General features: G+C 57.0%; 23 protein-coding genes and 1 other annotated feature. Of the genes, 11 read left to right on the top strand and 12 right to left on the bottom strand.

The window, feature by feature from the left end; translation table 11 throughout:
- The first annotated feature begins 76 nt into the window (after positions 1-76).
- Positions 77-1,414 carry an adenine permease AdeP gene (adeP, locus tag B498_RS16870; RefSeq protein ID WP_139152656.1) on the top strand — a complete coding sequence of 446 codons (1,338 nt, stop codon included), beginning with the start codon at positions 77-79 and terminating at the stop codon, positions 1,412-1,414.
- A gap of 91 nt (positions 1,415-1,505) precedes the next feature.
- Here adeP and B498_RS16875 read toward each other — a convergent pair whose 3' ends face one another.
- The 9 genes from B498_RS16875 to rpmH form a co-directional block, all read right to left on the bottom strand.
- On the bottom strand, positions 1,506-2,072 hold the full coding sequence (locus tag B498_RS16875) for an NADPH-dependent FMN reductase (RefSeq protein ID WP_008500178.1): 567 nt from the start codon (positions 2,070-2,072) through the stop codon (positions 1,506-1,508).
- A 36-nt stretch (positions 2,073-2,108) separates the two neighbouring features.
- Positions 2,109-2,855, bottom strand: coding sequence for a 4'-phosphopantetheinyl transferase family protein (locus B498_RS16880; RefSeq protein WP_008500177.1), 747 nt, complete (start codon positions 2,853-2,855; stop codon positions 2,109-2,111).
- A gap of 122 nt (positions 2,856-2,977) precedes the next feature.
- A complete protein-coding gene (yidZ, locus tag B498_RS16885; protein ID WP_008500176.1) occupies positions 2,978-3,949 on the bottom strand; it encodes an HTH-type transcriptional regulator YidZ in 972 nt (323 codons plus the stop codon).
- Complete coding sequence (locus tag B498_RS16890; protein WP_008500175.1) at positions 3,918-5,093, bottom strand: MFS transporter; 1,176 nt, start codon at positions 5,091-5,093, stop codon at positions 3,918-3,920. The genes yidZ and B498_RS16890 overlap by 32 nt, the downstream gene beginning before the upstream one ends.
- Before the next feature lie 111 nt (positions 5,094-5,204).
- A complete protein-coding gene (gene mnmE / locus B498_RS16895) occupies positions 5,205-6,569 on the bottom strand; it encodes a tRNA uridine-5-carboxymethylaminomethyl(34) synthesis GTPase MnmE (protein ID WP_008500174.1) in 1,365 nt (454 codons plus the stop codon).
- Between the two features lie 72 nt (positions 6,570-6,641).
- Positions 6,642-8,285 (bottom strand): membrane protein insertase YidC, encoded by a 1,644-nt coding sequence (yidC, locus tag B498_RS16900; RefSeq protein WP_008500173.1) that lies wholly within the window; start codon positions 8,283-8,285, stop codon positions 6,642-6,644.
- 2 nt (positions 8,286-8,287) lie between these two features.
- The gene (yidD, locus tag B498_RS22110; RefSeq protein WP_001307474.1) at positions 8,288-8,545 is read right to left on the bottom strand and encodes a membrane protein insertion efficiency factor YidD; all 258 of its coding nucleotides are present in this window, start codon (positions 8,543-8,545) and stop codon (positions 8,288-8,290) included.
- Positions 8,509-8,868: a ribonuclease P protein component gene (gene rnpA, locus B498_RS16905; RefSeq protein WP_021242673.1), complete on the bottom strand. Its 360-nt coding sequence runs from the start codon at positions 8,866-8,868 to the stop codon at positions 8,509-8,511. Before rnpA ends, yidD begins: the two co-directional genes overlap by 37 nt.
- Before the next feature lie 16 nt (positions 8,869-8,884).
- Complete coding sequence (gene rpmH / locus B498_RS0121255) at positions 8,885-9,025, bottom strand: 50S ribosomal protein L34 (RefSeq protein WP_000831330.1); 141 nt, start codon at positions 9,023-9,025, stop codon at positions 8,885-8,887.
- A gap of 599 nt (positions 9,026-9,624) precedes the next feature.
- Between rpmH and dnaA the strand changes: the two genes are divergently transcribed.
- From dnaA to gyrB, 4 genes are read left to right on the top strand one after another with little or no spacing between them, the layout of a single operon-like run.
- Positions 9,625-11,019, top strand: a complete 1,395-nt coding sequence (gene dnaA / locus B498_RS16910; RefSeq protein ID WP_008500171.1) for a chromosomal replication initiator protein DnaA — start codon at positions 9,625-9,627, stop codon at positions 11,017-11,019.
- A gap of 4 nt (positions 11,020-11,023) precedes the next feature.
- Positions 11,024-12,124, top strand: coding sequence for a DNA polymerase III subunit beta (dnaN, locus tag B498_RS16915; protein WP_008500170.1), 1,101 nt, complete (start codon positions 11,024-11,026; stop codon positions 12,122-12,124).
- The gene (gene recF, locus B498_RS16920; RefSeq protein ID WP_008500169.1) at positions 12,124-13,197 is read left to right on the top strand and encodes a DNA replication/repair protein RecF; all 1,074 of its coding nucleotides are present in this window, start codon (positions 12,124-12,126) and stop codon (positions 13,195-13,197) included. The genes dnaN and recF overlap by 1 nt, the downstream gene beginning before the upstream one ends.
- Positions 13,198-13,225: 28 nt before the next feature.
- A complete protein-coding gene (gyrB, locus tag B498_RS16925) occupies positions 13,226-15,637 on the top strand; it encodes a DNA topoisomerase (ATP-hydrolyzing) subunit B (protein ID WP_008500168.1) in 2,412 nt (803 codons plus the stop codon).
- Positions 15,638-15,671: 34 nt separating this feature from the next.
- On the opposite strand, the gene B498_RS16930 is transcribed toward gyrB, so the two are convergent.
- Complete coding sequence (locus B498_RS16930) at positions 15,672-16,607, bottom strand: LysR family transcriptional regulator (RefSeq protein ID WP_008500167.1); 936 nt, start codon at positions 16,605-16,607, stop codon at positions 15,672-15,674.
- Between the two features lie 109 nt (positions 16,608-16,716).
- On the opposite strand from B498_RS16930, the gene B498_RS16935 reads away from it, so the two are divergent.
- The 3 genes from B498_RS16935 to B498_RS16945 all read left to right on the top strand — a co-directional run bounded on the left by B498_RS16935 (position 16,717) and on the right by B498_RS16945 (position 19,949).
- Positions 16,717-17,742, top strand: coding sequence for a zinc-dependent alcohol dehydrogenase family protein (locus B498_RS16935; protein WP_008500166.1), 1,026 nt, complete (start codon positions 16,717-16,719; stop codon positions 17,740-17,742).
- Positions 17,743-17,856: 114 nt separating this feature from the next.
- The gene (yidA, locus tag B498_RS16940; protein WP_008500165.1) at positions 17,857-18,669 is read left to right on the top strand and encodes a sugar-phosphatase; all 813 of its coding nucleotides are present in this window, start codon (positions 17,857-17,859) and stop codon (positions 18,667-18,669) included.
- A gap of 50 nt (positions 18,670-18,719) precedes the next feature.
- Entirely contained in the window at positions 18,720-19,949 is a 1,230-nt protein-coding gene (locus tag B498_RS16945) for a DUF3748 domain-containing protein (RefSeq protein ID WP_008500164.1), read from the top strand.
- On the opposite strand, the gene B498_RS16950 is transcribed toward B498_RS16945, so the two are convergent.
- On the bottom strand, positions 19,946-20,278 hold the full coding sequence (locus B498_RS16950) for a YceK/YidQ family lipoprotein (RefSeq protein ID WP_021242679.1): 333 nt from the start codon (positions 20,276-20,278) through the stop codon (positions 19,946-19,948). The genes B498_RS16945 and B498_RS16950 overlap by 4 nt on opposite strands.
- A 249-nt stretch (positions 20,279-20,527) precedes the next feature.
- Positions 20,528-20,599 (top strand) — a sequence feature (ROSE (Repression Of Heat Shock gene Expression) occurs in the 5'-region of heat shock genes and acts as an RNA thermometer to modulate expression.).
- Between B498_RS16950 and ibpA the strand changes: the two genes are divergently transcribed.
- The 3 genes from ibpA to B498_RS16965 all read left to right on the top strand — a co-directional run bounded on the left by ibpA (position 20,593) and on the right by B498_RS16965 (position 23,402).
- Positions 20,593-21,003, top strand: coding sequence for a small heat shock chaperone IbpA (gene ibpA, locus B498_RS16955; RefSeq protein ID WP_008500162.1), 411 nt, complete (start codon positions 20,593-20,595; stop codon positions 21,001-21,003). (Overlaps the previous feature by 7 nt.)
- A 136-nt stretch (positions 21,004-21,139) precedes the next feature.
- On the top strand, positions 21,140-21,568 hold the full coding sequence (gene ibpB, locus B498_RS16960; RefSeq protein ID WP_008500161.1) for a small heat shock chaperone IbpB: 429 nt from the start codon (positions 21,140-21,142) through the stop codon (positions 21,566-21,568).
- 172 nt (positions 21,569-21,740) lie between these two features.
- On the top strand, positions 21,741-23,402 hold the full coding sequence (locus B498_RS16965; protein WP_008500160.1) for a putative transporter: 1,662 nt from the start codon (positions 21,741-21,743) through the stop codon (positions 23,400-23,402).
- On the opposite strand, the gene B498_RS16970 is transcribed toward B498_RS16965, so the two are convergent.
- Positions 23,370-24,116, bottom strand: coding sequence for a GntR family transcriptional regulator (locus B498_RS16970; protein ID WP_008500159.1), 747 nt, complete (start codon positions 24,114-24,116; stop codon positions 23,370-23,372). The two genes, B498_RS16965 and B498_RS16970, sit on opposite strands and share 33 nt — an antisense overlap.
- Positions 24,117-24,135 lie beyond the last annotated feature (19 nt).

The following is a 24,135-nucleotide window of genomic DNA, read 5'->3' as shown; positions in this document are numbered from 1 at the left end:
ATCACGTAACCGCCACTATTGTCGCATTTTGGTATAGGATAGCGACGAATTTTCCCTCCTTGTTCGGAAATTGATGATGAGTCAACAACACACTACCCAGACATCTGGTCAGGGTCTGCTTGAGCGCGTGTTTAAACTGCGCGAGCACGGCACGACGGCACGCACCGAAGTGATCGCCGGTTTCACCACCTTCCTGACGATGGTCTATATCGTTTTTGTTAACCCTCAAATTCTGGGCGTTGCTGGCATGGATACCAGCGCCGTCTTCGTGACTACCTGTCTGATCGCGGCCCTCGGCAGCATTCTGATGGGTGTGTTCGCTAACCTGCCGGTCGCGCTGGCCCCGGCGATGGGTCTGAATGCGTTCTTTGCCTTCGTGGTGGTTCAGGCGATGGGGCTGCCGTGGCAGGTGGGTATGGGCGCCATCTTCTGGGGTGCGATTGGCCTGCTGCTGCTGACCATTTTCCGCGTGCGTTACTGGATGATTGCGAACATTCCCGTGAGCCTGCGCGTGGGCATCACCAGCGGTATCGGTCTGTTTATCGGGATGATGGGGCTGAAAAACGCCGGCGTGATCGTGGCGAACCCGGATACGCTGGTGAGCATCGGTCACCTGACCTCGCATAACGTGCTGCTGGGCGTGCTGGGCTTCTTTATCATCGCCATCCTGGCTTCCCGCAATATTCATGCGGCGGTGCTGGTCTCCATCGTGGTGACCACGCTGCTGGGCTGGATGCTGGGCGACGTTCACTATAACGGCATCGTTTCCGCGCCACCGAGCGTCTCTACCGTTGTTGGTCATGTTGATCTGGCGGGTTCCCTGAACCTGGGCCTGGCGGGCGTGATTTTCTCCTTCATGCTGGTGAACCTGTTCGACTCCTCCGGTACGCTGATCGGCGTGACTGACAAAGCGGGTCTGGCAGATGAGAAAGGCAAATTCCCGCGCATGAAGCAGGCGCTGTTTGTGGACAGTATCTCCTCTGTGACCGGTTCATTTATCGGGACCTCGTCTGTGACCGCTTACATTGAATCCTCTTCCGGCGTCTCCGTGGGCGGCCGTACCGGCCTGACGGCGGTGGTCGTGGGTATTCTGTTCCTGCTGGTGATCTTCCTCTCGCCGCTGGCGGGCATGGTGCCTCCGTACGCTGCAGCGGGTGCGCTGATCTACGTGGGTGTGCTGATGACCTCCAGCCTGTCGCGCGTGAAGTGGGATGATTTAACCGAAGCGGTGCCGGCGTTTATTACCGCCGTGATGATGCCGTTCAGCTTCTCGATTACCGAAGGTATCGCGCTGGGCTTTATCTCTTACTGCGTAATGAAGATCGGTACCGGCCGCTTCCGCGACCTCAGCCCGTGCGTCATCGTTGTGGCGCTGCTGTTTGTACTGAAGATTGTGTTTATTGACGCGCACTAAGGTGCGGTTTGTGGTGTCAGGTGGCGCTTCGCTTACCTGACCTACTGACGAGTGTAGGCCCGGTAAGCGCTAGCGCCACCGGGCTTTTTTATCAGGCTTTAACCCGCTTAATGTAATCCCCGAACTCCGTCAGCTGGCCAGACAGATGATCGCGCGTGCTCAGATCCACCACCTCACCCGTTTGCGGGTCGACCTTGTTCTGTATCACTCCGCCCATAAATTCCGGCTTGTTCATCACCATCGCATCGAGGAAGACCAGGATCTGACGCAGGTGATACTGGCAGCGCGCGCCGCCAATCGCGCCCATGGAACTGGTCTGGATCAGCACCGGTTTGCCTGACAGCGGCTGCTCAGGTAAACGGGACAGCCAGTCGATGGCATTCTTCAGACCACCGGGTACAGAGTAGTTGTACTCTGGCGTGACGATGACCACGCCGTCAGCCTGGCGGATCTGTTCGGCCAGCGCCTCAACGCTCTGCGGGAACCCTTCTTCCTGTTGTACGTCAGCATCATAAAGCGGAATATCGCCAATAGACGGCAGGGCGCTAATTTCCATACCTGCAGGTGCCAGCTGTGGCAGCGTGCGGGCTACCATCCCGTTAAATGAACCTTTGCGCAGGCTTCCCAGTAACGTAACAACTTTCAACGTATCAGACATGATTACTCCTGTTTCATCATGATGACCCTGATTGGATCAGCTAAGGGTGAATGCTTTTTCTGCCGGTAAACTGGTTAATCGCATCAGACGTGCAGCGGGCTCGTTGGCGCGCTCGGGCACATCAGGAAGGCTACGCCATCCCTGTTGACTGTCAAATTCCCAGATTTTCATGCGTTCGATGGCGGGGGTCACCGCGATGGACCAGATGAGCACATCCTCCGCGTCGCAGAGCGCTTCTACCAGCGTGGCCTGGGTGGCGCGCAGACGTCCGGAGCCAGGCAACAGTTGCAGCAGGCTGGCGTCGTCTGAGGCGCATCCGCAGAGCTTGCGAATGCTCTGGCGCAGGGTAATGAGCTGGGCTCTGGCTTCAATAGGATCGTTCTGGTTGCGTACCCACAGCTTCTCATTGCTGGAGAGCGGATAGTCTTCATGCGCGTTACCACCGTGGAAGCTGCGCGTCGCGCGCTGTAGCTCCATATCGAGGCCACAGTCCCCTTCGGTGGTCAGCGCGACACCAATGATATTGCCCGTGTAGGCAATGGAAAAACGAGGGAGATCCGGGTCCGCAAAGACCGGGCGGCCTTCTGGCTGGGTAATGATGTCCGGCAGCTCGCTGGTGCCGTACAGCATAAACATCAGTTCCGCGAGAAGCGCTCGGGACGCTAAAAACCGCGACCTGCGATGCTCCGGAAGTGTGAGTGCTTCACGGTGACAGGCTGAAGAAATTCTTGCCGATACGAGACGTCCTTCTGTAAGTATCCCTCTTGCAAAGTGCGTAGCCATTTTTCGCTCCTTGATAATGGTCGTAATCGGTTAAACGGTTACATGATTATCGCTTAACTTGCCTCCTGTTTTAATCAGTAAATGGAAGTAAGAGAAGCCTTAGGACCGAACTTTACATTTTCTTAGGCAAAAATTGGATCGCTCGCACCGTACAGCGCCTTGATGGTCTCCCGCAGCCAGAGAATTTTGGGGTTATGGCTGTTCCGTTTATGCCAGATCAGCGTGAAGGGCACGGTCAATTTATCCGCCTGCTCCTCATCAATGGGGATCGGAAGGGCGATCAGCTTACGCTGGTGGAGTTCATTGTAGTGGTGACAGTAGTGCGGGGCGGTGGCGATATAGTGATGGCCGGGCTGCGCCGCCATAAACATCGCCTGTTCGAAGCCCGGCAGGCTCATGGCGATAGTGCGATCGCGTCCCATCTCCTTTAACACCTCATCAAGCGCCCAGGTATCGCTGCGTTCCCAGAAGATGCTGATGTGGGGATAGCGCAGGAAGGTCTCCAGATTCCATTCTTGCTGAAGCGCCGGATGATCCTCGCGCAGATAGACGCAGGGGCGGTCGCTGAACAGGATTTCGTAGTCGATAAACCACGGCATCAGCTTAAGCAGCTCGCGGGATCGCGGATGCGTTTCACGCCCGGTGAAGCCCAAATCCACCTCGCCACGCGTAATCGCGTCCAGCGAGTCGTAATCCCACTGGCGCATTTTCACCGTCGCCTGCGGATAGCGCTGGTTCACCTGCTCCAGCAGGGTATTGAAGCGGATCAGCATCAGCGGCGTTTCCGCGGCCAGCACGAACGTCAGCCCGCCCGGAGAATCATGATGGAATTTATCGAGGATCTGGTTGCCGATTTGCATCCAGTCAGCCAGATCCTGCTCCAGGCTCACCGTCAGCGGCGTCGGCAGCAGCCCTAGCGGCGTTTTGACAAACAGCGGGTCGTCAAACCAGTCACGCAGCTTGGCCAGTGATTTACTCACCGCCGACGGCGTCACGTTCATCCGCTTCGCCGCTTTGGTAACGCTGCGCTCCTGCAGCAAAAGCTGCAGGCACAGCAACAGGTTAAGATCGAGACTGCTGATGGGCTTCTTCATAGTGCGCCGCGGGCTGGATGACCATAAGTAAGGTAATGCAGACTATGCTACAGCCAATCAGAACCCCGATCAGCATATTCAGCGCGTTAAGCCCGATGACTGCCGCCAGCCAAATCCACAGCGACGAGCCGCAGACCTGCGCGATCCCCAGCACCGAACTCGCCACGCCTGCCCGCAGCGAGAAGGGACCAAGCGCCTGGCTCATCGCCACGCCAAAGCCAACCGAGAACCCGGCGCAAATGAGCGTAATGCCCACCAGCATCACCGCATGTGAGCTGGTGGTCGCCAGGATCGCGCCTGCGGCCATGAATAAAACCTGTGAGGTCAGCATCAGCGTGCGCTGGCGAAAGATATTCAGCGCAAACGGGGTAGAGAACGAAACGGCCATACTGACCATCGCGGTTAAAGCCATCACCGTTGAATACTCACCGCGATCGAAGCCCATGGTCTCCATCAGCAACACCGGGGAAACGTTTACATAGGTCAGGATCACCGCCACGCTTAACGTGGTCACGGTCAGACGGCTGAGGAAAAAGCGGTTGAGAAGCTTCTCTGCCGGGTGAATGGTCGCGGTATGGCCGGTATTCTGCGAGCCCGGGTGGGTCTCTTTCAGCACGGCAATCGACAGGACAAACACCAGCGCGCCCATCGCCGCCATGGTCCAGAACAGGCTCTGCCACGGGAATTTCAGCATGATCAGATAGCCCACGACCGGGGCCAGCACCGGGATGATGCAGGTAATGCCGTTCAGCATCGACAGCACTTTGGCGCGACGCTGGGCGCTTAAGGTGTCGCGCAAAATGGCAAACGCCACCACGTAGCAACCGCCCGCACCGATGCCCTGGATAAAGCGCCCGGTCAGGAACACGGTGCTGTTTTGCGCCTGTGAGCAGAGAAGGGATGCCAGGGCAAAAACGATGGCACCGGCGATTGCGACAGGCTGACGGCCTGCTTTATCCGCAATCTTCCCGGCAAAGACCATCGACGATGCCATCCCCGCGAGGTAGGCCGAAAACGCAATATGCAGCTGCGCTTCGCTGGCGCCCAGATCGCGGGCGATATGCGGTAATCCCACCAGATACATATCAATACCGGACGGATAAAGCAGAACTAATGCGAAACTACAAAACAGAAAACGCGCCATAAACCCCCCATAGATGCAGGCATGCAGGATAGGGGGGGAAAAGGGATTAGGCGAGTTGCCATTTGGACAATGGTGATTTCCCAGGAGGAAATCACCATGGATTAGCGGGAATTACTTGCCAATGCAGAAGCTCGAGAAGATCCGTCCCAGCAGATCGTCCGACGTAAACTCCCCGGTGATCTCGCTCAGATTCTGCTGCGCCAGACGCAGCTCTTCCGCCAGCAGTTCACCTGCCCATGCGCCAATCAGCTGCGCTTTGCCCTGGTCAAGATGGCGTGCCGCCTCTTCCAGCGCCTGCAGGTGACGGCGACGCGCCAGGAAGCCGCCTTCCATGCTGGTATCAAAGCCCATGCTCTGCTTGAGATGGTTACGCAGGTCGTCCACGCCTTCACCGGTCCGCGCCGACAGGCGAATCAGTGAGTGACCATTCACATCGCTGATACCGAGCGTTTCGCCGGTCACGTCCGCTTTGTTACGCACCACGGTGATCGGCAGTTTGGCCGGCAGACGGGCAATAAAGTCCGGCCAGATCTCTGCCGGGTCAACGGCGTCGGTCGTGGTGCCGTCCACCATAAACAGCACGCGGTCGGCCTGCTCGATCTCCTGCCAGGCGCGTTCGATACCGATGCGCTCAACCTCGTCGCTGGCATCGCGCAGACCGGCGGTATCGATGATGTGCAGCGGCATGCCGTCGATGTGGATGTGCTCGCGCAGCACGTCGCGAGTGGTGCCGGCAATATCGGTTACGATCGCCGCTTCACGGCCCGCCAGGGCGTTCAGCAGGCTCGATTTCCCGGCGTTCGGGCGTCCGGCAATCACCACCTTCATCCCTTCACGCAGCAGGCTGCCCTGGCGCGCTTCTGCACGTACGGCGTCGAGATCGGCCATAACCTGGTTGAGCTGGGCTTCGATTTTGCCGTCAGAGAGGAAGTCGATCTCCTCGTCCGGGAAGTCGATAGCCGCTTCCACGTAGATCCTAAGGTGAGTAAGTGCTTCCACAAGGTGATTCACACGCGCGGAGAATGCGCCCTGCAGCGAGTTCAGAGCAGAGCGGGCCGCCTGTTCAGAACTGGCGTCGATCAGGTCAGCAATGGCCTCAGCCTGCGCCAGGTCGAGCTTGTCGTTGAGGAAGGCACGCTCGGAGAACTCGCCCGGCTTGGCAATGCGCAGGCCCGACAGGGTCAGGATACGTTTTAACAGCAGGTCGAGGATAACCGGGCCGCCGTGGCCCTGAAGCTCCAGCACGTCTTCACCGGTAAAGGAGTTCGGGCCGGGGAACCACAGCGCAATGCCCTGGTCCAGCGGCGTGCCGTCGGTATCTTTAAACGGCAGGTAATCAGCGTAGCGCGGCTTTGGCAGCTTACCCAGCACCGCTTCGGCCACCTCGCGCGCCTTCAGGCCGGAGATGCGCAGAATGCCTACACCACCGCGTCCCGGTGGGGTTGCCTGGGCGACGATAGTGTCGTTATGGCTCATGGTTGCTCTCGTTCAATACAAATAAAAAAGGCGGTCAATCGACCGCCCTTATTTTAGCGTTAACTTATCGGATCAGGACTTTTTCTTTTCGCGGCTATGCAGGCCACGTTTTTCCAGACCACGGTAAATCAGCTGCTGCTGGATGATGGTCACCAGGTTGCTGACGATATAGTACAGCACCAGACCTGACGGGAACCACAGGAAGAACACGGTGAAGATGACCGGCATAAAGGTCATGATCTTCTGCTGCATCGGGTCGGTCACGGTGGTCGGCGACATCTTCTGGATGAAGAACATCGTCACGCCCATCAGGATCGGCAGGATGTAGTACGGGTCCTGTGCGGACAGGTCATGGATCCAGAGTGCGAACGGCGCGTGGCGCAGCTCAACGGAACCCATCAGCATGTAGTACAGCGCAAGGAAGATTGGCATCTGAATCAGCAGCGGGAAGCAACCACCCAGTGGGTTCACTTTCTCTGCTTTATACAGGGCCATCATTTCCTGGCTCTGACGCTGTTTGTCATCGCCCAGACGCTCACGCATTGCCTGAATCTTCGGCTGCAGCATGCGCATCTTCGCCATGGAGGTGTACTGCGCTTTAGTCAGCGGGTACATGATGCCACGAACGATGAAGGTGATAACGATGATGGAGAAGCCCCAGTTACCCAGGAAGCTGTGGATGAACTTCAGCAGCTTAAACAGCGGCTGAGAGATGAACCACAACCAACCGTAATCCACGGTCAGATCCAGGTGCGGCGCAACAGCGGCCATTTTGTCCTGAATTTCCGGGCCAACCCACAGGGTGCTGGCCAGCTTACCGGTTTGACCCGGCTGTACCAGAACCGGCTGAGATTTGTAGCCGATGGCTGCAAGGCCGTTACCCAGGTTCGCGGTATAGAAGTTGTTGGTACCGTCGTTATTTGGCACCCACGCCGTCGCGAAATACTGCTGCAGCATCGCCACCCAACCGCCTTTAGCGCTGACGTTCAGGTTTTCGTTATCGGCAATGGTGTCGAATTTGTATTTCTCGTACTTCGCGTCAGGCGTGGAGTACGCCGCGCCACGGAAGGTGTGCAGCGCAAAGTTGCTGCTTCCGGTGTCACGGTGAGACGGCAGATTGATGGACTGCTTCAGCTGGCCAAAGGTCGACAGCTCCAGCGGTTTCGCGCTGGCGTTCTGTACGCTGTAGCCCACGTTCACCGCATACTCACCGCGCTTCAGGGTGAAGGTTTTGGTGAAGGTGTTGCCTGCGGCGTCGGTATAGGTCATCGGGATAACGAGTTCGTTCTGGCCATCAGCCAGCACAAAGGTGTCGTTCTCGACGTTATACAGTGGACGCGCACCGTTAGCCGGGTTATCCGGGCCATCACGACCGGTCAGGCCGCTCTGCGCCTGGTAGATAAACTCAGGCGTGGTTTCCAGTAACTGGAACGGTTCGTTAGACTTCAGCTCTTTCGGGTAGGTCAACAGCAGCGCCTGCTCAACATCACCACCACGGGTGTTGATTGTCAGCTCAAGCACATCGGTCTTAACCGTAATCTGTTTCCCCTGGCCACTGGCCGGTACGCCCTGGTCGGCGGCGCTACCCGCTGCGGTGGTCGTAGTCTGCGTGGTCTGCTGCTGGGGTTGAGGATTTTTATCCTGCTCCCATGCTTGCCAGATCATGAAAGACACGAACAACAAAGCGATGATAAGAAGATTGCGTTGCGAATCCATCGTTAGTGTTCTCTGGTATCAAAGGGTCCTGGGGGGACGGGGTCGTCTCCACCGGGGTGTAAAGGGTGGCATTTTAATACGCGTTTCACCGTCAACCAACTGCCTTTTATCACTCCAAACCTGCGCAATGCCTCAATTCCGTAGCTTGAGCATGTTGGTGTGAAACGGCAGTGCGGCCCGAGTAGCGGACTAATCAGGCGTTGATAGACCCGAATGAGGGCTATCAGGACCCGGGAGCCAGGCGACAGTGGCGGCGCCATAATTTTTCCAACGCTTCCGAGAGAGCACGGTTATCGAGGTCGGCAACCCCTTTCTTCGCCACCACCACGAAATCCATTGAAGGCAGTTCGTGCTGACGTAAACGGAAGCTTTCACGCGTCAGACGTTTAATCCGATTGCGTTCATGCGCACGCTTAACATTTTTCTTGGCGACTGTGAGACCGATGCGGGGATGCCCCAGCGAATTTTGGCGGCCGAGGATGGTGATTTGCGGCGTGCCAGCCCGTTGTGGCTGCTGGAAGACGAAAGTGAAATGAGCGGGAGTTAACAAACGTAACTCCCTGGGAAATGCTAGCTTAACCACTCAGGGGTTAGCTTTATTACTTGGAAACGGTCAGACGAGCGCGGCCTTTAGCACGACGACGTGCCAGAACCTGACGACCATTTTTAGTAGCCATACGAGCACGGAAGCCGTGAGAACGGTTGCGCTTCAGTACAGACGGTTGAAAAGTGCGTTTCATGGCGATTTCTACCTAAACTTGAATAAATTCACTGACTTTTGCGTATACCCGAACGAGTTTCGAACGACTAACGCCTCAGCGTGGGTGATTAAAGAGGCCGGATTGTAATAATTGTACACTCCGGAGTCAATTCTCTTTCCTTATTTCCCGCGTATTTCCGCACGTTTTCGCGTGGAAAATGAGCAACGGACGACGCAGGAAGATGAGCATCACGCGCCGGGTCGAGGATTATACGGGCTCACCGATAAAGCGCAAGGATCGTCCCGGATCTTCGTTAGATCATTTAAGCAATAAATTGGCTGTGCTCATTAATTTTTCCAATATGCGGGCTAAATCGTGGGGCACTCGCGCCAGGATCGTTTACACTTAACCGGTTTCTGATCTTCCTGTGGATAAATCGGGAAGAATCTGTGAGAAACAGAAGATCTCTGGCTCAGTTTAGGCTATGATCCGCGGTCCCGATCGGGATCCCAGGATCCTGGTCAGGATAAATTGCAGATAGCAATTCGCACGTCCCCCTTTACACAGGGTCATGCCGATGTGCGCCAACAATCATGAATATTCAATAGTTTTCTTTTATTGTTCGAGTGGAGTCCGCCGTGTCACTTTCGCTTTGGCAGCAGTGTCTTGCCCGATTGCAGGATGAGTTACCAGCCACAGAATTCAGTATGTGGATCCGCCCGTTGCAGGCGGAACTGAGCGATAACACGCTGGCTTTGTACGCGCCAAACCGTTTTGTGCTCGATTGGGTAAGGGACAAGTACCTTAATAACATCAATGGACTGCTGAACGATTTCTGCGGGTCTGATGCCCCACAGCTGCGCTTTGAAGTGGGCACAAAGCCGGTCACCCAAACCGTACGTGAAACCGTGAATGTGGCAGCGCCTGCTCAGGCCGCACCCGCGCCGGCTCCTCGCGTCGCTCCTGCTCGTCAGGGTTGGGATAATGTTCCTGCACCGGCTGAGCAAACCTACCGCTCTAACGTAAACGTCAAACACACGTTCGATAACTTCGTTGAAGGTAAGTCGAACCAGCTGGCGCGCGCGGCGGCTCGCCAGGTTGCTGATAACCCCGGTGGGGCCTACAACCCGCTGTTCCTGTATGGCGGCACGGGTCTCGGTAAAACGCACCTGCTGCACGCGGTGGGCAATGGCATTATGGCGCGCAAGCCCAATGCCAAAGTGGTGTATATGCACTCCGAACGCTTCGTTCAGGACATGGTAAAAGCCCTGCAAAACAATGCGATCGAAGAGTTTAAACGCTACTACCGTTCCGTTGACGCGCTGCTGATCGATGACATTCAGTTCTTTGCCAATAAAGAACGATCGCAGGAAGAATTTTTCCACACCTTCAATGCCCTGCTGGAAGGCAATCAGCAGATCATTTTGACCTCGGATCGTTATCCAAAAGAGATCAACGGCGTTGAAGATCGTCTGAAATCCCGCTTCGGCTGGGGCCTGACCGTGGCGATCGAGCCACCGGAGCTGGAAACCCGCGTCGCGATCCTGATGAAGAAAGCCGATGAAAACGACATTCGCCTGCCGGGTGAAGTGGCGTTCTTCATTGCCAAGCGTCTGCGCTCCAACGTGCGTGAGCTCGAAGGGGCACTGAACCGCGTTATCGCCAATGCCAACTTTACCGGTCGTGCGATCACCATCGATTTTGTGCGTGAAGCGCTGCGTGATTTGCTGGCATTGCAGGAAAAACTGGTCACTATCGACAATATTCAAAAGACGGTGGCTGAGTACTACAAGATCAAAGTGGCAGATTTACTGTCTAAACGTCGTTCCCGCTCGGTGGCGCGCCCGCGTCAGATGGCGATGGCGCTGGCAAAGGAGTTAACCAACCACAGTCTGCCGGAAATCGGCGATGCGTTTGGTGGCCGTGACCATACGACCGTGCTGCACGCCTGTCGCAAGATTGAGCAGTTACGCGAAGAAAGCCACGACATAAAAGAAGATTTTTCCAATCTAATCAGAACATTATCATCGTGACGCTATGAAATTTACCGTTGAACGTGAACATTTATTAAAACCGCTGCAACAGGTGAGTGGCCCATTAGGCGGCCGCCCAACGCTGCCTATTCTCGGAAACCTGCTGCTTCAGGTCGCGGACGGTACGCTGTCGCTGACCGGTACAGATCTGGAAATGGAAATGATCGCGCGCGTTACGCTGACGCAGCCGCACGACGCGGGCGCGACCACGGTTCCGGCACGTAAATTCTTTGATATCTGCCGCGGGCTGCCGGAAGGCGCTGAAATCGCCGTGCAGCTGGAAGGCGACCGTATGCTGGTGCGCTCTGGCCGCAGCCGTTTCTCGCTCTCCACGCTGCCTGCAGCGGACTTCCCGAACCTGGACGACTGGCAGAGCGAAGTGGAATTCACCCTGCCGCAGGCGACGATGAAGCGTCTGATTGAAGCCACCCAGTTCTCCATGGCGCATCAGGACGTTCGTTACTACTTAAACGGCATGCTGTTCGAAACCGAAGGTGAAGAGCTGCGTACCGTGGCGACCGACGGCCACCGTCTGGCGGTCTGTTCCATGCCGATTGGCGACTCGCTGCCAAACCATTCGGTGATCGTGCCGCGTAAAGGGGTGATTGAGCTGATGCGTATGCTCGACGGTGGCGACACGCCGCTGCGCGTGCAGATCGGCAGCAATAACATCCGCGCTCACGTGGGCGATTTTGTCTTCACATCGAAGCTGGTTGACGGTCGTTTTCCGGATTATCGCCGCGTATTGCCGAAGAACCCGGACAAAACGCTGGAAGCCGGTTGCGACAGCCTCAAGCAGGCCTTTGCCCGTGCCGCGATCCTCTCCAACGAGAAATTCCGCGGCGTGCGCCTGTACGTGAGTGAAAACCAGATCAAAATCACCGCCAACAACCCGGAGCAGGAAGAGGCAGAAGAGATTCTGGACGTCACCTACGCCGGGGCTGAGATGGAAATCGGCTTCAACGTTAGCTACGTGCTGGATGTGCTGAACGCGCTGAAATGCGAGAACGTGCGCATCCTGCTGACCGACTCCGTTTCGAGCGTACAGATTGAAGATGCCGCATCACAGTCGGCTGCCTATGTTGTCATGCCAATGAGACTGTAATGTCGCTCACCCGTCTGTTGATCCGCGACTTTCGCAACATCGAAAGCGCGGATCTCGCTTTATCCCCTGGCTTTAATTTCCTGGTTGGCGCGAACGGTAGCGGCAAAACCAGCGTGCTGGAAGCCATCTATACGCTCGGCCACGGCCGGGCGTTTCGCAGTTTGCAGATTGGTCGCGTGATTCGCCACGAGCAGGAATCTTTTGTTCTGCACGGGCGTTTGCAGGGCGAGGAGCGGGAAACCGCCATCGGCCTGACCAAAGACAAGCAGGGCGACAGCAAGGTGCGCATCGACGGTACCGACGGCCACAAGGTGGCCGAGCTGGCGCTGCTGATGCCGATGCAGCTGATCACGCCCGAGGGGTTTACTTTACTCAACGGCGGCCCCAAATACAGAAGAGCGTTCCTCGACTGGGGATGCTTTCACAACGAAGCCGGATTCTTTAACGCCTGGAGCAACCTGAAGCGTCTGCTCAAGCAGCGTAACGCCGCGTTGCGCCAGGTGACGCGCTACGCCCAGCTGCGTCCGTGGGACATGGAGTTAATCCCTCTTGCGGAACAAATCAGCAACTGGCGTGCCGAATACAGCGCAGGTATTGCTGAAGACATGGCCGACACCTGCAAACAGTTTTTACCCGAGTTCTCTCTCACCTTCTCCTTCCAGCGCGGCTGGGAGAAAGAGACGGACTATGCCGAGGTGTTAGAGAGAAGCTTCGAGCGCGACCGCATGTTGACCTACACCGCGCACGGCCCGCACAAGGCGGATTTCCGCATTCGTGCCGACGGTGCGCCGGTGGAAGACACGTTGTCGCGCGGGCAGCTCAAGCTCCTGATGTGTGCGTTGCGCCTGGCACAGGGGGAGTTCCTCACCCGCGAAAGCGGACGACGCTGCCTGTACCTGATAGATGATTTTGCCTCGGAACTTGACGACGCGCGGCGCGGGCTGCTTGCCAGCCGCTTAAAAGCCACGCAGTCGCAGGTTTTCGTCAGCGCCATTAGCGCTGAACACGTTATGGACATGTCGGACGAAAATTCGAAGATGTTTACCGTGGAAAAGGGTAAAATAACGGATTAACCCAAGTTGAAATGAGCGAGAAACGTTGATGTCGAATTCTTATGACTCCTCCAGTATCAAAGTCCTGAAAGGGCTGGATGCGGTGCGTAAGCGCCCGGGTATGTATATCGGCGACACGGATGACGGCACCGGTCTGCACCACATGGTATTCGAGGTGGTAGATAACGCTATCGACGAAGCGCTCGCGGGTCACTGTAAAGACATCGTGGTCACCATCCATGCGGATAACTCCGTCTCCGTCACCGATGACGGCCGTGGCATCCCAACCGGTATTCACCCGGAAGAGGGCGTCTCCGCGGCGGAAGTGATCATGACCGTCCTGCACGCAGGCGGTAAGTTCGACGATAACTCCTATAAAGTTTCCGGCGGCCTGCACGGCGTAGGTGTTTCGGTAGTAAACGCCCTGTCGCAGAAGCTGGAGCTGGTTATCCAGCGCGAAGGCAAAATTCACCGTCAGCTTTACACGCACGGCGTGCCGCAGGCACCGCTGGCCGTTACCGGCGAAACCGACAAAACCGGTACCATGGTGCGTTTCTGGCCGAGCCTCGAAACCTTCACCAACGTCACCGAGTTCGAGTACGACATCCTGGCGAAACGCCTGCGTGAACTGTCGTTCCTGAACTCCGGCGTCTCGATTCGCCTGCGCGACAAACGCGACAACAAAGAAGACCACTTCCACTACGAAGGCGGTATCAAGGCGTTCGTTGAGTATCTGAACAAGAACAAAACGCCTATCCACCCGAATATCTTCTACTTCTCCACCGAAAAAGACGGCATCGGCGTGGAAGTGGCGCTGCAGTGGAACGACGGTTTCCAGGAAAACATCTACTGCTTTACCAACAACATTCCACAGCGTGACGGTGGTACCCACCTTGCTGGCTTCCGTGCGGCGATGACCCGTACCCTGAACGCCTACATGGACAAAGAAGGCTACAGCAAGAAAGCGAAAGTCAGCGCCACCGGTGACGATGCCCGTGAAGGCCTGATTGCCGTGGTTTCCGTGAAGGTGCCGGATCCGAAGTTCTCCTCACAGACCAAAGACAAGCTGGTCTCTTCCGAGGTGAAATCGGCGGTTGAGCAGCAGATGAACGAACTGCTGAGCGAATACCTGCTGGAAAACCCGTCCGACGCGAAAATCGTGGTGGGCAAAATTATCGATGCGGCGCGTGCCCGTGAAGCGGCGCGTAAAGCCCGTGAAATGACCCGTCGTAAAGGCGCGCTGGACTTAGCAGGCCTGCCGGGCAAGCTGGCTGACTGCCAGGAACGCGACCCGGCGCTCTCCGAACTGTACCTCGTGGAAGGGGACTCCGCGGGCGGTTCTGCGAAGCAGGGCCGTAACCGCAAGAACCAGGCGATTCTGCCGCTGAAGGGTAAAATCCTCAACGTTGAGAAAGCCCGTTTCGACAAGATGCTCTCTTCTCAGGAAGTGGCGACGCTCATCACCGCGCTGGGCTGCGGCATTGGTCGCGACGAGTACAACCCGGACAAACTGCGCTACCACAGCATCATCATCATGACCGATGCGGACGTCGACGGCTCGCACATTCGTACGCTGCTGTTGACCTTCTTCTATCGTCAGATGCCTGAAATCGTTGAGCGTGGTCACGTCTACATTGCCCAGCCGCCGCTGTACAAAGTGAAGAAAGGCAAGCAGGAACAGTACATCAAAGATGACGAAGCGATGGATCAGTACCAAATCGCGATCGCGCTTGATGGTGCGACCCTGCACGCGAACTCGCACGCCCCTGCACTGGCCGGTGAACCGCTGGAGCGTCTGGTGTCCGAGTTCAACGCCACGCAGAAAATGATTACGCGTATGGAACGTCGTTATCCGAAAACGCTGCTGAAGGAGCTGGTTTATCAGCCAACCCTGACCGAAGCCGATCTGAGCAGCGAGCAGACCGTCACCCGCTGGGTGAACGCCCTGGTGACCGATCTGAACGAGAAAGAGCAGCACGGCAGCCAGTGGAAATGCGATGTTCAGCAGAACGCTGACGGGCAGTTCGAGCCGATCGTTCGCGTGCGTACCCACGGCGTCGACACCGACTACCCGCTGGAGCACGAGTTTGTCACCGGTCCGGAATACCGTCGTATCTGCACGCTCGGCGAGAAGCTGCGCGGCCTGATCGAAGACGATGCGTTCATCGAACGTGGCGAACGTCGTCAGCCGGTAGCCAGCTTCGAGCAGGCGCTGGACTGGCTGGTGAAAGAGTCCCGTCGCGGCCTCGCGATCCAGCGCTATAAAGGTCTGGGCGAAATGAACCCGGAGCAGCTGTGGGAAACCACCATGGATCCGGAAAGCCGTCGCATGCTGCGTGTTACCGTTAAGGACGCGATTGCTGCAGACCAGCTGTTCACCACCCTGATGGGCGATGCGGTTGAACCACGTCGTGCCTTCATCGAAGAGAACGCCCTGAAAGCGGCAAATATCGATATTTAATCGACGTGATACCGCACGATAACTGGCCGCGCGTTTAGCGCGGCTTTTTTATGGGCGCGGGCATATCCTGCGACAGCACTGACGGTAAGCGACTGGCGAGCGTATCGACGGCAATCCTCACTCTCAGCGGCAGGTGCGGCGTCTGCAGCCAGACGGCATGAACGTCAAAATGGACATCGGGCGCCTGTTTCAGGAGCGGGACGAGCTTTCCCTGATGAATTTCTTTAATGGCCATCCAGCAGGGGAGCCAGGCAATCCCGTGTCCGGCCAGCGCCGCGTCGCAGATGGCCTGCAAATCATCCATATTGAGCGATGAACGGGGAGTAAAGGTGTGCGAGGTCCCTTCGTTATCCATCAGTTGCCAGGGTAACACTCTGCCTGCGCGCAGATAGTTAATGACCGTATGATGGGGTAAGTCAGCCACGCTTTGCGGCTGGCCTTTGTTCTGCAGATAATCCGGCGCAGCGCACAGCACCATGCGGTGTTCCCCCAACTTTCTGGCGACCAGCATGCTGCTGTCCTGCAGCGTGCCGTTACGCACCGCCATATCAAACCCTTCCTCCACCAGATCCACCACGCGGTCGCTGAACGACATTTCAAGCTCAAGCCCGGGGTGTTCCTGCGCCAGTTCAATCAACAGCGGCGCGACGCACTGGCGGCCAAACAGTACCGGCATGGCAACGCGCAGGCGGCCGCTGACCTGCTGTTTCCCCGTTTCAAGCAGCGACTCTGCGCCCCGAATTTCCTCCAGCGCACGCAGGCACCGTTCATAAAAAAGGGCGCCGTTATCGGTCAGGCTCTGGCTGCGGGTGGTGCGCTGAAACAGCCGTGCCCCCAGTCGCTCCTCGAGACGAGCGATGCTTTTTCCTACCGCCGAGCGTGACAAATGCAGACGAATGGCGGCCTGAGCGAAACTTCCCGCCTCTACGGCAGCGACAAAAACAGGGATATCCTTCAGCGTGTCGGTCATGAATTGTATCTTTTTTGGCGTCAATATAGAGAAAACTTATCGCCACTGGCGACCATGCGTCAACGGTAGACTGTCAGTACTAAAGCTTACTTGATGGCCGGAGAAAAAAATGACCGAGACAATGCAACGTTGGACGATGAGCGCCCTCGGGCGCGAGAGCCTTACGCTTATTCAGGAGCCCATTCCACAGCCAGGCCCGGGTGAAGTGCGCGTAAGGGTGAATGCCGTTGCGCTCAACTATCGCGACAAAATGGTGATTGAAGGCACGATGCCGATTCCGCTTTCCTTCCCGTTTACCCCGGCGTCTGACATGGCGGGCGTCGTCGACAGCATTGGTGAAGGCGTCACGCGTTTCCAGCCCGGCGCGCGCGTTATCTCAACCTTCTTTCCGGAGTGGATCGACGGTAAGCCGCAGGCGGACGCGCGCAATTTGCCCTATAGAACGTCCGGTGGATACTTCCAGGGAATGCTGGCCGAGTACGTGATTGTGAAGGAAGACGCGCTGGCGGCATCGCCGGAAACCCTGGATGACGCAGAGGCCAGCACCTTACCCTGCGCGGGGCTTACCGCCTGGTTCGCACTGGTGGAACGCGGTCAGCTGCGCGCCGGGCAATCGGTGCTGGTACAGGGAACGGGCGGCGTGGCGATTTTCGCCCTGCAAATCGCAAAAGCGCACGGCGCAGAGGTCATTGTTACGTCCGGGAGCGATGAAAAGCTGGCGCTGGCCAAAAAGCTGGGGGCCAGCCAGGGCATCAACCGCCTGAAAGGCGACTGGGCTGAAGAGGCGCTGGCGCTGACTCAGGATCGCGGCATCGACCATATTATTGAAACCGTGGGGGGCGAGAACCTGAAGCACTCCCTGCGCGCCGTTGCCGTTCATGGACGTATCTCGGTCATTGGCGTGCTGGCCGGGTCTGACATTTCGCTCTCGGCTGGCGAACTGTTGCTGAAATCTCCCGTCATTCAGGGGATCGGCGTGGGGCACCGCCGGGCGCTGGAAGATTTCGTCCGCGCCGTGGATGTCACCGGGTTGAAACCCGTGATTGAGCATCGCTACCGTTTTAACGAGCTTAAACAGGCTCTTGAGCATCTGGATCGCGGTGCGTTTGGTAAAATCGTTCTCACCCGCGAGTAAGTCTTTGTTCCCCGGGATAGGCGTAAAAGGGGGCTTTTGTTGCGCAAGGTAGCTCTATTTTTGTGTGCTTAATCGCGTTAGCATGAGGCAGCACTCATTTATCCCGGGGAACTCATGGCTATCAAACTTATTGCAATCGATATGGACGGCACGCTGTTGCTGCCAGACCACACTATCTCTCCAGCCGTTAAGAACGCGATCGCCGCGGCACGCGCAAAGGGCGTGAATGTGGTCCTCACCACGGGGCGTCCGTATGCGGGCGTGCACAGCTACCTGAAAGAGCTGCACATGAATCAGCCCGGCGACTACTGCATTACCTATAACGGCGCGTTGGTGCAGAAAGCCGCAGATGGCAGTACGGTTGCGCAAACCGCGCTAAGCTACGATGACTACCGGTTCCTGGAAAAACTGTCCCGTGAGGTGGGTTCCCACTTCCACGCTCTCGATCGCAATACGCTTTACACCGCCAACCGTGATATCAGCTACTACACGGTACATGAATCCTACGTGGCGACCATTCCGCTGGTGTTCTGTGAAGCCGAGAAGATGGATCCGGCCACCCAGTTCCTGAAAGTGATGATGATCGACGAGCCGGAGATCCTGGATAAAGCGATTGCGCGCATTCCGGCCGAAGTGAAAGAGAAATACACCGTGCTGAAAAGTGCGCCGTACTTCCTTGAAATCCTCGATAAACGCGTCAATAAAGGCACCGGCGTGAAATCGCTGGCCGACGCGCTGGGCATCAAGCCGGACGAAATCATGGCGCTGGGCGATCAGGAAAACGACATCGCGATGATTGAATTCGCGGGCATGGGCGTGGCGATGGATAACGCTATTCCGTCGGTGAAAGAAGTGGCTAATTTTGTCACCAAATCCAACCTCGAAGACGGCGTGGCTTACGCCATTGAGAAGTTTGTGCTGAACTAAACACCCGCTTGCGATACCCTGATGCGAAAACCGCGCATCAGGGTATCCTCATGAAACAAATCACCTTCGCTTCCCGCAACCACCAGCTTACGAACATCAATACCTGGACGCCGGACAGCCAGTGGCTGGTCTATGACGTGCGCCCGTCAGGTGCATCGTTCACCGGTGAAACCATCGAGCGGGTTAATGTTGTTACGGGCGAAGTCGAGGTGATTTATCGCGCTACTGACGGTGCGCACGTTGGCGTGGTGACCGTTCATTCCGCGCAGGAGAAATACGTCTTTATCCACGGCCCGAAAAACCCGGATGCGGACTGGCACTACGATTTTCATCATCGCCAGGGGGTAATTGCGCATCACGGGCAGGTGAGCAACCTGGACGCAATGGATATCACTTCACCGTTCACCCCGGGCGCGCTGCGCGGCGGCAGCCACGTCCATGTCTTCAGCCCGAACGGCCAGCTTGTCAGCTTTACCTATAACGACCACGTGCTGCACGTGCGCGATGCGAAGCTTGATTTACGCAACGTTGGCGTTGCGGCGCCTTATGGCCCGGTGAATCCGCCGGGAAACCATCCTCGTGAATACCCGGGGACTTACTGGAGCGTATTGGTCAGCCGCACGACACCCAACCCGCAGCCGGGCAGCGACGAGATTAACCGCGCCTACGAAGAGGGCTGGGTGGGCAACGACAGACTGGCGTTTATCGGCGATACCCTGTCTGCAACGGGCGAGAAAGTGCCTGAACTGTTTATTGTTAACCTGCCAGAAGATGAACAGAGCTGGAAAAGGGCGGGCGATGCGCCGCTTCAGGGCACCGCAGAGACCCTGCCAGCCCCGCCTGCTGGGGTGAAGCAGCGTCGTTTGACCTTTACGCATCAAAGGGCCTATCCGGGCCTGGTGAACGTGCCGCGTCACTGGGTTCGCAGCAACCCGGAGGGGACACAGGTCGCGTTTCTGATGCGCGACGATAACGGCATTGTGCAGCTGTGGCTGATCTCACCTGAAGGCGGCGAGCCGCGCCAGCTGACGCGTAACGGGAGCGATATTCAGTCTGCGTTTAACTGGCATCCGGCGGGTGATCGGCTGGGGTTTGTGCACGAAAACCGGATCGCCTGCTGTGACGCGCAGACCGGACAAGTGACGTTTTTGACGTCCGATCACGGCAATCCGCCGTCTGCGGATGCCGTCGTATTTTCCCCGGACGGGCGCTTTATTGCGTGGATGGAAGAGACGGACGGTTTCCGTCAGCTCTGGTTAGCGGAAACCGCGCAGAACTAGCGCGGCGGCATCTCTGCGGGCGGAATGACGGCGTTTGTCGCCAGATTTTCCTGCTCGCTTTTCTCTACCCGTGAGCGCACGGAGTCGTCCTTACGGAATAAATCCCACGGCAGCAGAAGCGTGTCCGCCACAGCCGTAAACGGCATATCCAGGATAACCAGGGATTTGGTGCCCCAGTTTGTATCGTCATCGGAGATCATCGCCGCGCTGGCGCGCGTCCCCGGATATGTTCCTTCTTTACCGCCGGTGTGAGACATCACGCTCGAACACCCGCAAAGTAAAACTACCCCGCTGAACGTCGTCAGCTTTATCAGAACATTTTTCATCATCACTCAGTCATCGTTAATGGCACTGCATAGACCTGCAACTCAGCGTTATAGCGAGCCTTATCCAAAATGGATAGCCCGATAACCCCGCACTGTGGCAGCCATCGCAATTTAACCCTTTGTGCTGTTGTCCCAGTCTATGCGAGATGCAGGAAAGTGCAAAAAAAAGTGCAGTTGTCATGCTTGAAAAGCCCGGTTGCAGACCCATTTTAAGAATACGACCCGATAACGAACTCGCCTGATGGGTGTTCGGGGGGCGTAAAGGCCTGTCCATGGTGGAAGGCTTACTTTTCTCGCTGATTTCAGGAGTTTTATTTATGCGTAACTTCGATCTTTCTCCGCTGTACCGTTCTGCAATTGGTTTTGACCGCCTGTTTAACCATTTAGAAAATAACCAAAGCCAGAGCAACGGCTACCCTCCATACAATGTTGAGCTGGTTGACGAAAACCACTACCGCATCGCCATTGCCGTCGCCGGTTTTGCAGAAAACGAACTGGAGATCACCGCGCAGGACAACCTGCTGGTGGTGAAAGGTTCCCATACGGCCGAGCAGAAAGAACGTACCTACCTTTACCAGGGCATCGCTGAGCGCAACTTTGAACGCAAGTTCCAGTTAGCCGAGAACATTCATGTGAAAGGTGCAAACCTGGTCAACGGCCTGCTGTTTATCGAACTGGAACGTGTGATTCCGGAAGAGAAAAAACCGCGTCGTATCGAAATTAACTAATTATGCGGGTCGCGCGAGCGGCCCACCCAGACCTGCTTGCCGTAACGGGAGCATATGCGAATCCATCAGGATTTGCAGGAACAACTGCGCACAAAATTAAACTGTGCCGAACTCGCTTCTCAGAAGGAGATTTAGTATGCGTAACTACGATTTATCCCCCTTACTTCGTCAGTGGATTGGTTTTGACAAACTGGCTAATGCCCTGCAAAACACCGCTGAGCAACAGACGTTTCCGCCGTACAACATCGAAAAAAGCGACGATAACCACTATCGCATCACCCTGGCGCTGGCCGGCTTCCGTCAGGAGGATCTGGATATTCAGCTCGAAGGCACGCGTCTGACCGTGAAAGGTACGCCGGAGAAACAAGAGACCGAGACCAAATGGCTTCATCAGGGGCTGGTTAATCAGCCGTTTAGCCTGAGCTTTACCCTGGCAGACCATATGGACGTCTCCGGCGCAACGTTTACCAATGGGCTGCTGCATATTGACCTGACCCGTAACGTACCGGAAGCCATCGCGCCGCAGCGTATCGCCATTAGCGACCGGCCGGCGTTGAATAGTTAACAAGCCCGCCGAACCTGTAGGTCGGGTAAGGCGCAGCCGCCACCCGACACTGCTCACAGACCGCACAAGGCCCTGCCCCGGCAGGGCTTTTTTGTGCGCCATCGCCCATACAACCGCCCACGGCTCTGAGAGAATCCTTAGCATAACTAAGGTTATGCCAAGGAAGTGGATCATGAGTGATATCGCGTTAACCGTCAGCGTGTTGGCCCTGGTCGCTGTTGTTGGCCTGTGGATAGGGAATATCAAAATCCGCGGCGTCGGGTTTGGGATAGGCGGGGTGCTGTTTGGCGGCATTTTTGTCGGCCACTTTGCCGACCAGCTCGGGCTGGTGCTGAGCGCCGAAATGCTCCACTTTACCCAGGAGTTCGGCCTGATCCTGTTCGTTTATACCATCGGGATTCAGGTGGGACCGGGTTTTTTCGCCTCTCTTCGTGTCTCCGGATTGCGGCTCAACCTGTTTGCTCTCGGCATTGTGGTGATGGGCGGGCTGGTCACCGCCATTCTGCATAAAATCTTTGCTATCCCGCTGCCCGTGGTGCTGGGCATTTTCTCCGGGGCGGTCACCAACACGCCTGCGCTCGGCGCGGGGCAGCAAATCCTGCGCGATTTGGGCATCGAACCCGGCATCGTCGACCAGATGGGGATGAGCTACGCCATGGCCTATCCGTTTGGTATTTGCGGCATTCTGCTCTCCATGTGGCTGGTCCGCGTCCTGTTTCGCATTAACGTCGATAAAGAGGCGAAGGACCACGAAACCACGCTCACCAACGGCCATATGCCGATCAAAACCATCAACATTCGGGTCGATAACCCCAACCTGAACAATATGGCGATTCAGGACGTGCCGATCCTGAACAGCGCCAATATTATCTGCTCCCGCCTTAAGCGCGACGATATGCTGATGGTGCCTGCCCCCGGCACCATTATTCAGCAAGGCGATCTGCTGCACCTGGTGGGCCAGCCCGGCGATTTGAACAATGCCCGTCTGGTGATTGGTCAGGAAGTGGATACCTCGCTCTCAACGCGCGGCACCGATATGCGCGTTGAACGCGTTGTGGTAACCAACGAGCACGTCCTTGGCAAAAAAATACGCGATCTGCAGGTAAAAGAGCGTTATGACGTCGTGATCTCCCGCCTTAACCGTGCGGGTGTCGAGCTGGTCGCCAGCCCGGAGGCCAGCCTGCAGTTCGGGGATATCCTCAACCTGGTTGGGCGCCCGTCTTCCATTGACGCCGTCGCGGATATGGTGGGTAACGCGCAGCAAAAACTGCAGCAGGTGCAGATGCTACCGGTATTCATCGGTATCGGGCTTGGCGTGCTGCTCGGTTCTATTCCTGTGTACGTGCCGGGCTTCCCGGTGGCGCTCAAGCTGGGCCTGGCGGGCGGGCCGCTGATTATGGCGCTGATCCTCGGGCGTATCGGCTGCATCGGTAAGCTCTACTGGTTTATGCCGCCGAGCGCCAACCTGGCGCTGCGCGAGCTGGGCATCGTGCTGTTCCTGGCGGTGGTCGGGCTGAAGTCCGGCGGGGATTTCGTCGATACGCTGATCAAGGGCGAAGGGATGAGCTGGGTCGGCTACGGCATCTTTATCACGGCGATCCCGCTGCTGACGGTGGGCATACTGGCGCGGATGTTCGCCAAAATGAACTACCTGACGCTGTGCGGCATGCTGGCGGGCTCCATGACCGATCCGCCCGCGCTGGCCTTTGCCAACAACCTGCACGCCACCAGCGGCGCGGCCGCGCTCTCCTATGCCACCGTCTACCCGCTGGTGATGTTCCTGCGCATCATCACCCCGCAGCTACTGGCGGTGCTGTTCTGGGGGATGAGCTAGTAAATCTTCCGGGTGGATGCGCCGCAGATGGTAGTCCACCTGGTAATCACTGGTATTGCGGAACATCACGGAATAGTTGAGGAACTCGCCGCTGTCGCTGTAGGAAAGGGAGGTGATACGCAACAGCGGCGTCTGTTCCGGCAGGTTCATATAACCCGCCAGCTGCTTATCGGCCAGCACCGGCGTCAGGCTCTCGTAGTTGCCGCTGATGGTGATCCCGCACTCCTTCTCGATGTAATCAAACTTTGACCCTTCAAGATGCGCCAGCGACAGATTGCGAAACAGCTTCACCGGCATAAAGCTGTCCTCCAGCATCAGCGGTTTTCCGTCCACGTAGCGCACCCGCCGGGAAAAGTAGATCCGCTCATCCACCTGAATTCGCAGCTGGCTGGCGATGGCGGGCGGGGCGGGCATCACTTCGAACTGCAGCACCTTGCTCTGCACCTCTTTTCCCTGCTGACGCAGCACCTCCACCAGCCCGGTCAGGTTGGTGGTTTCGTGGTGAACGTCTTTGCGTGACACAAACGTGCCGCTGCCGTGCCGCCGTTCAACCAGCCCCCAGCTCACCAGCAGATCCAGCGCCTTGCGGATGGTCATTCGCGCCACGCCGAACTCCTGCGCCAGCGCTTTCTCGCCCGGCAGCGGACTGCCGATATTGTAGTCCGACGAATTCAGCCGCAGCCGCAATCTGTCAGCAATGGATTTGTAGATCACCAGTAGACCTCTCTGCCCT

It is taken from the genome of Enterobacter sp. SST3, assembly GCF_000286655.1.
GTDB classification, from domain to species: Bacteria; Pseudomonadota; Gammaproteobacteria; order Enterobacterales; family Enterobacteriaceae; genus Enterobacter; species Enterobacter roggenkampii.
Note: the sequence above shows the minus strand (reverse complement) of the source record. Positions and strands in the feature narration are given on the sequence as shown.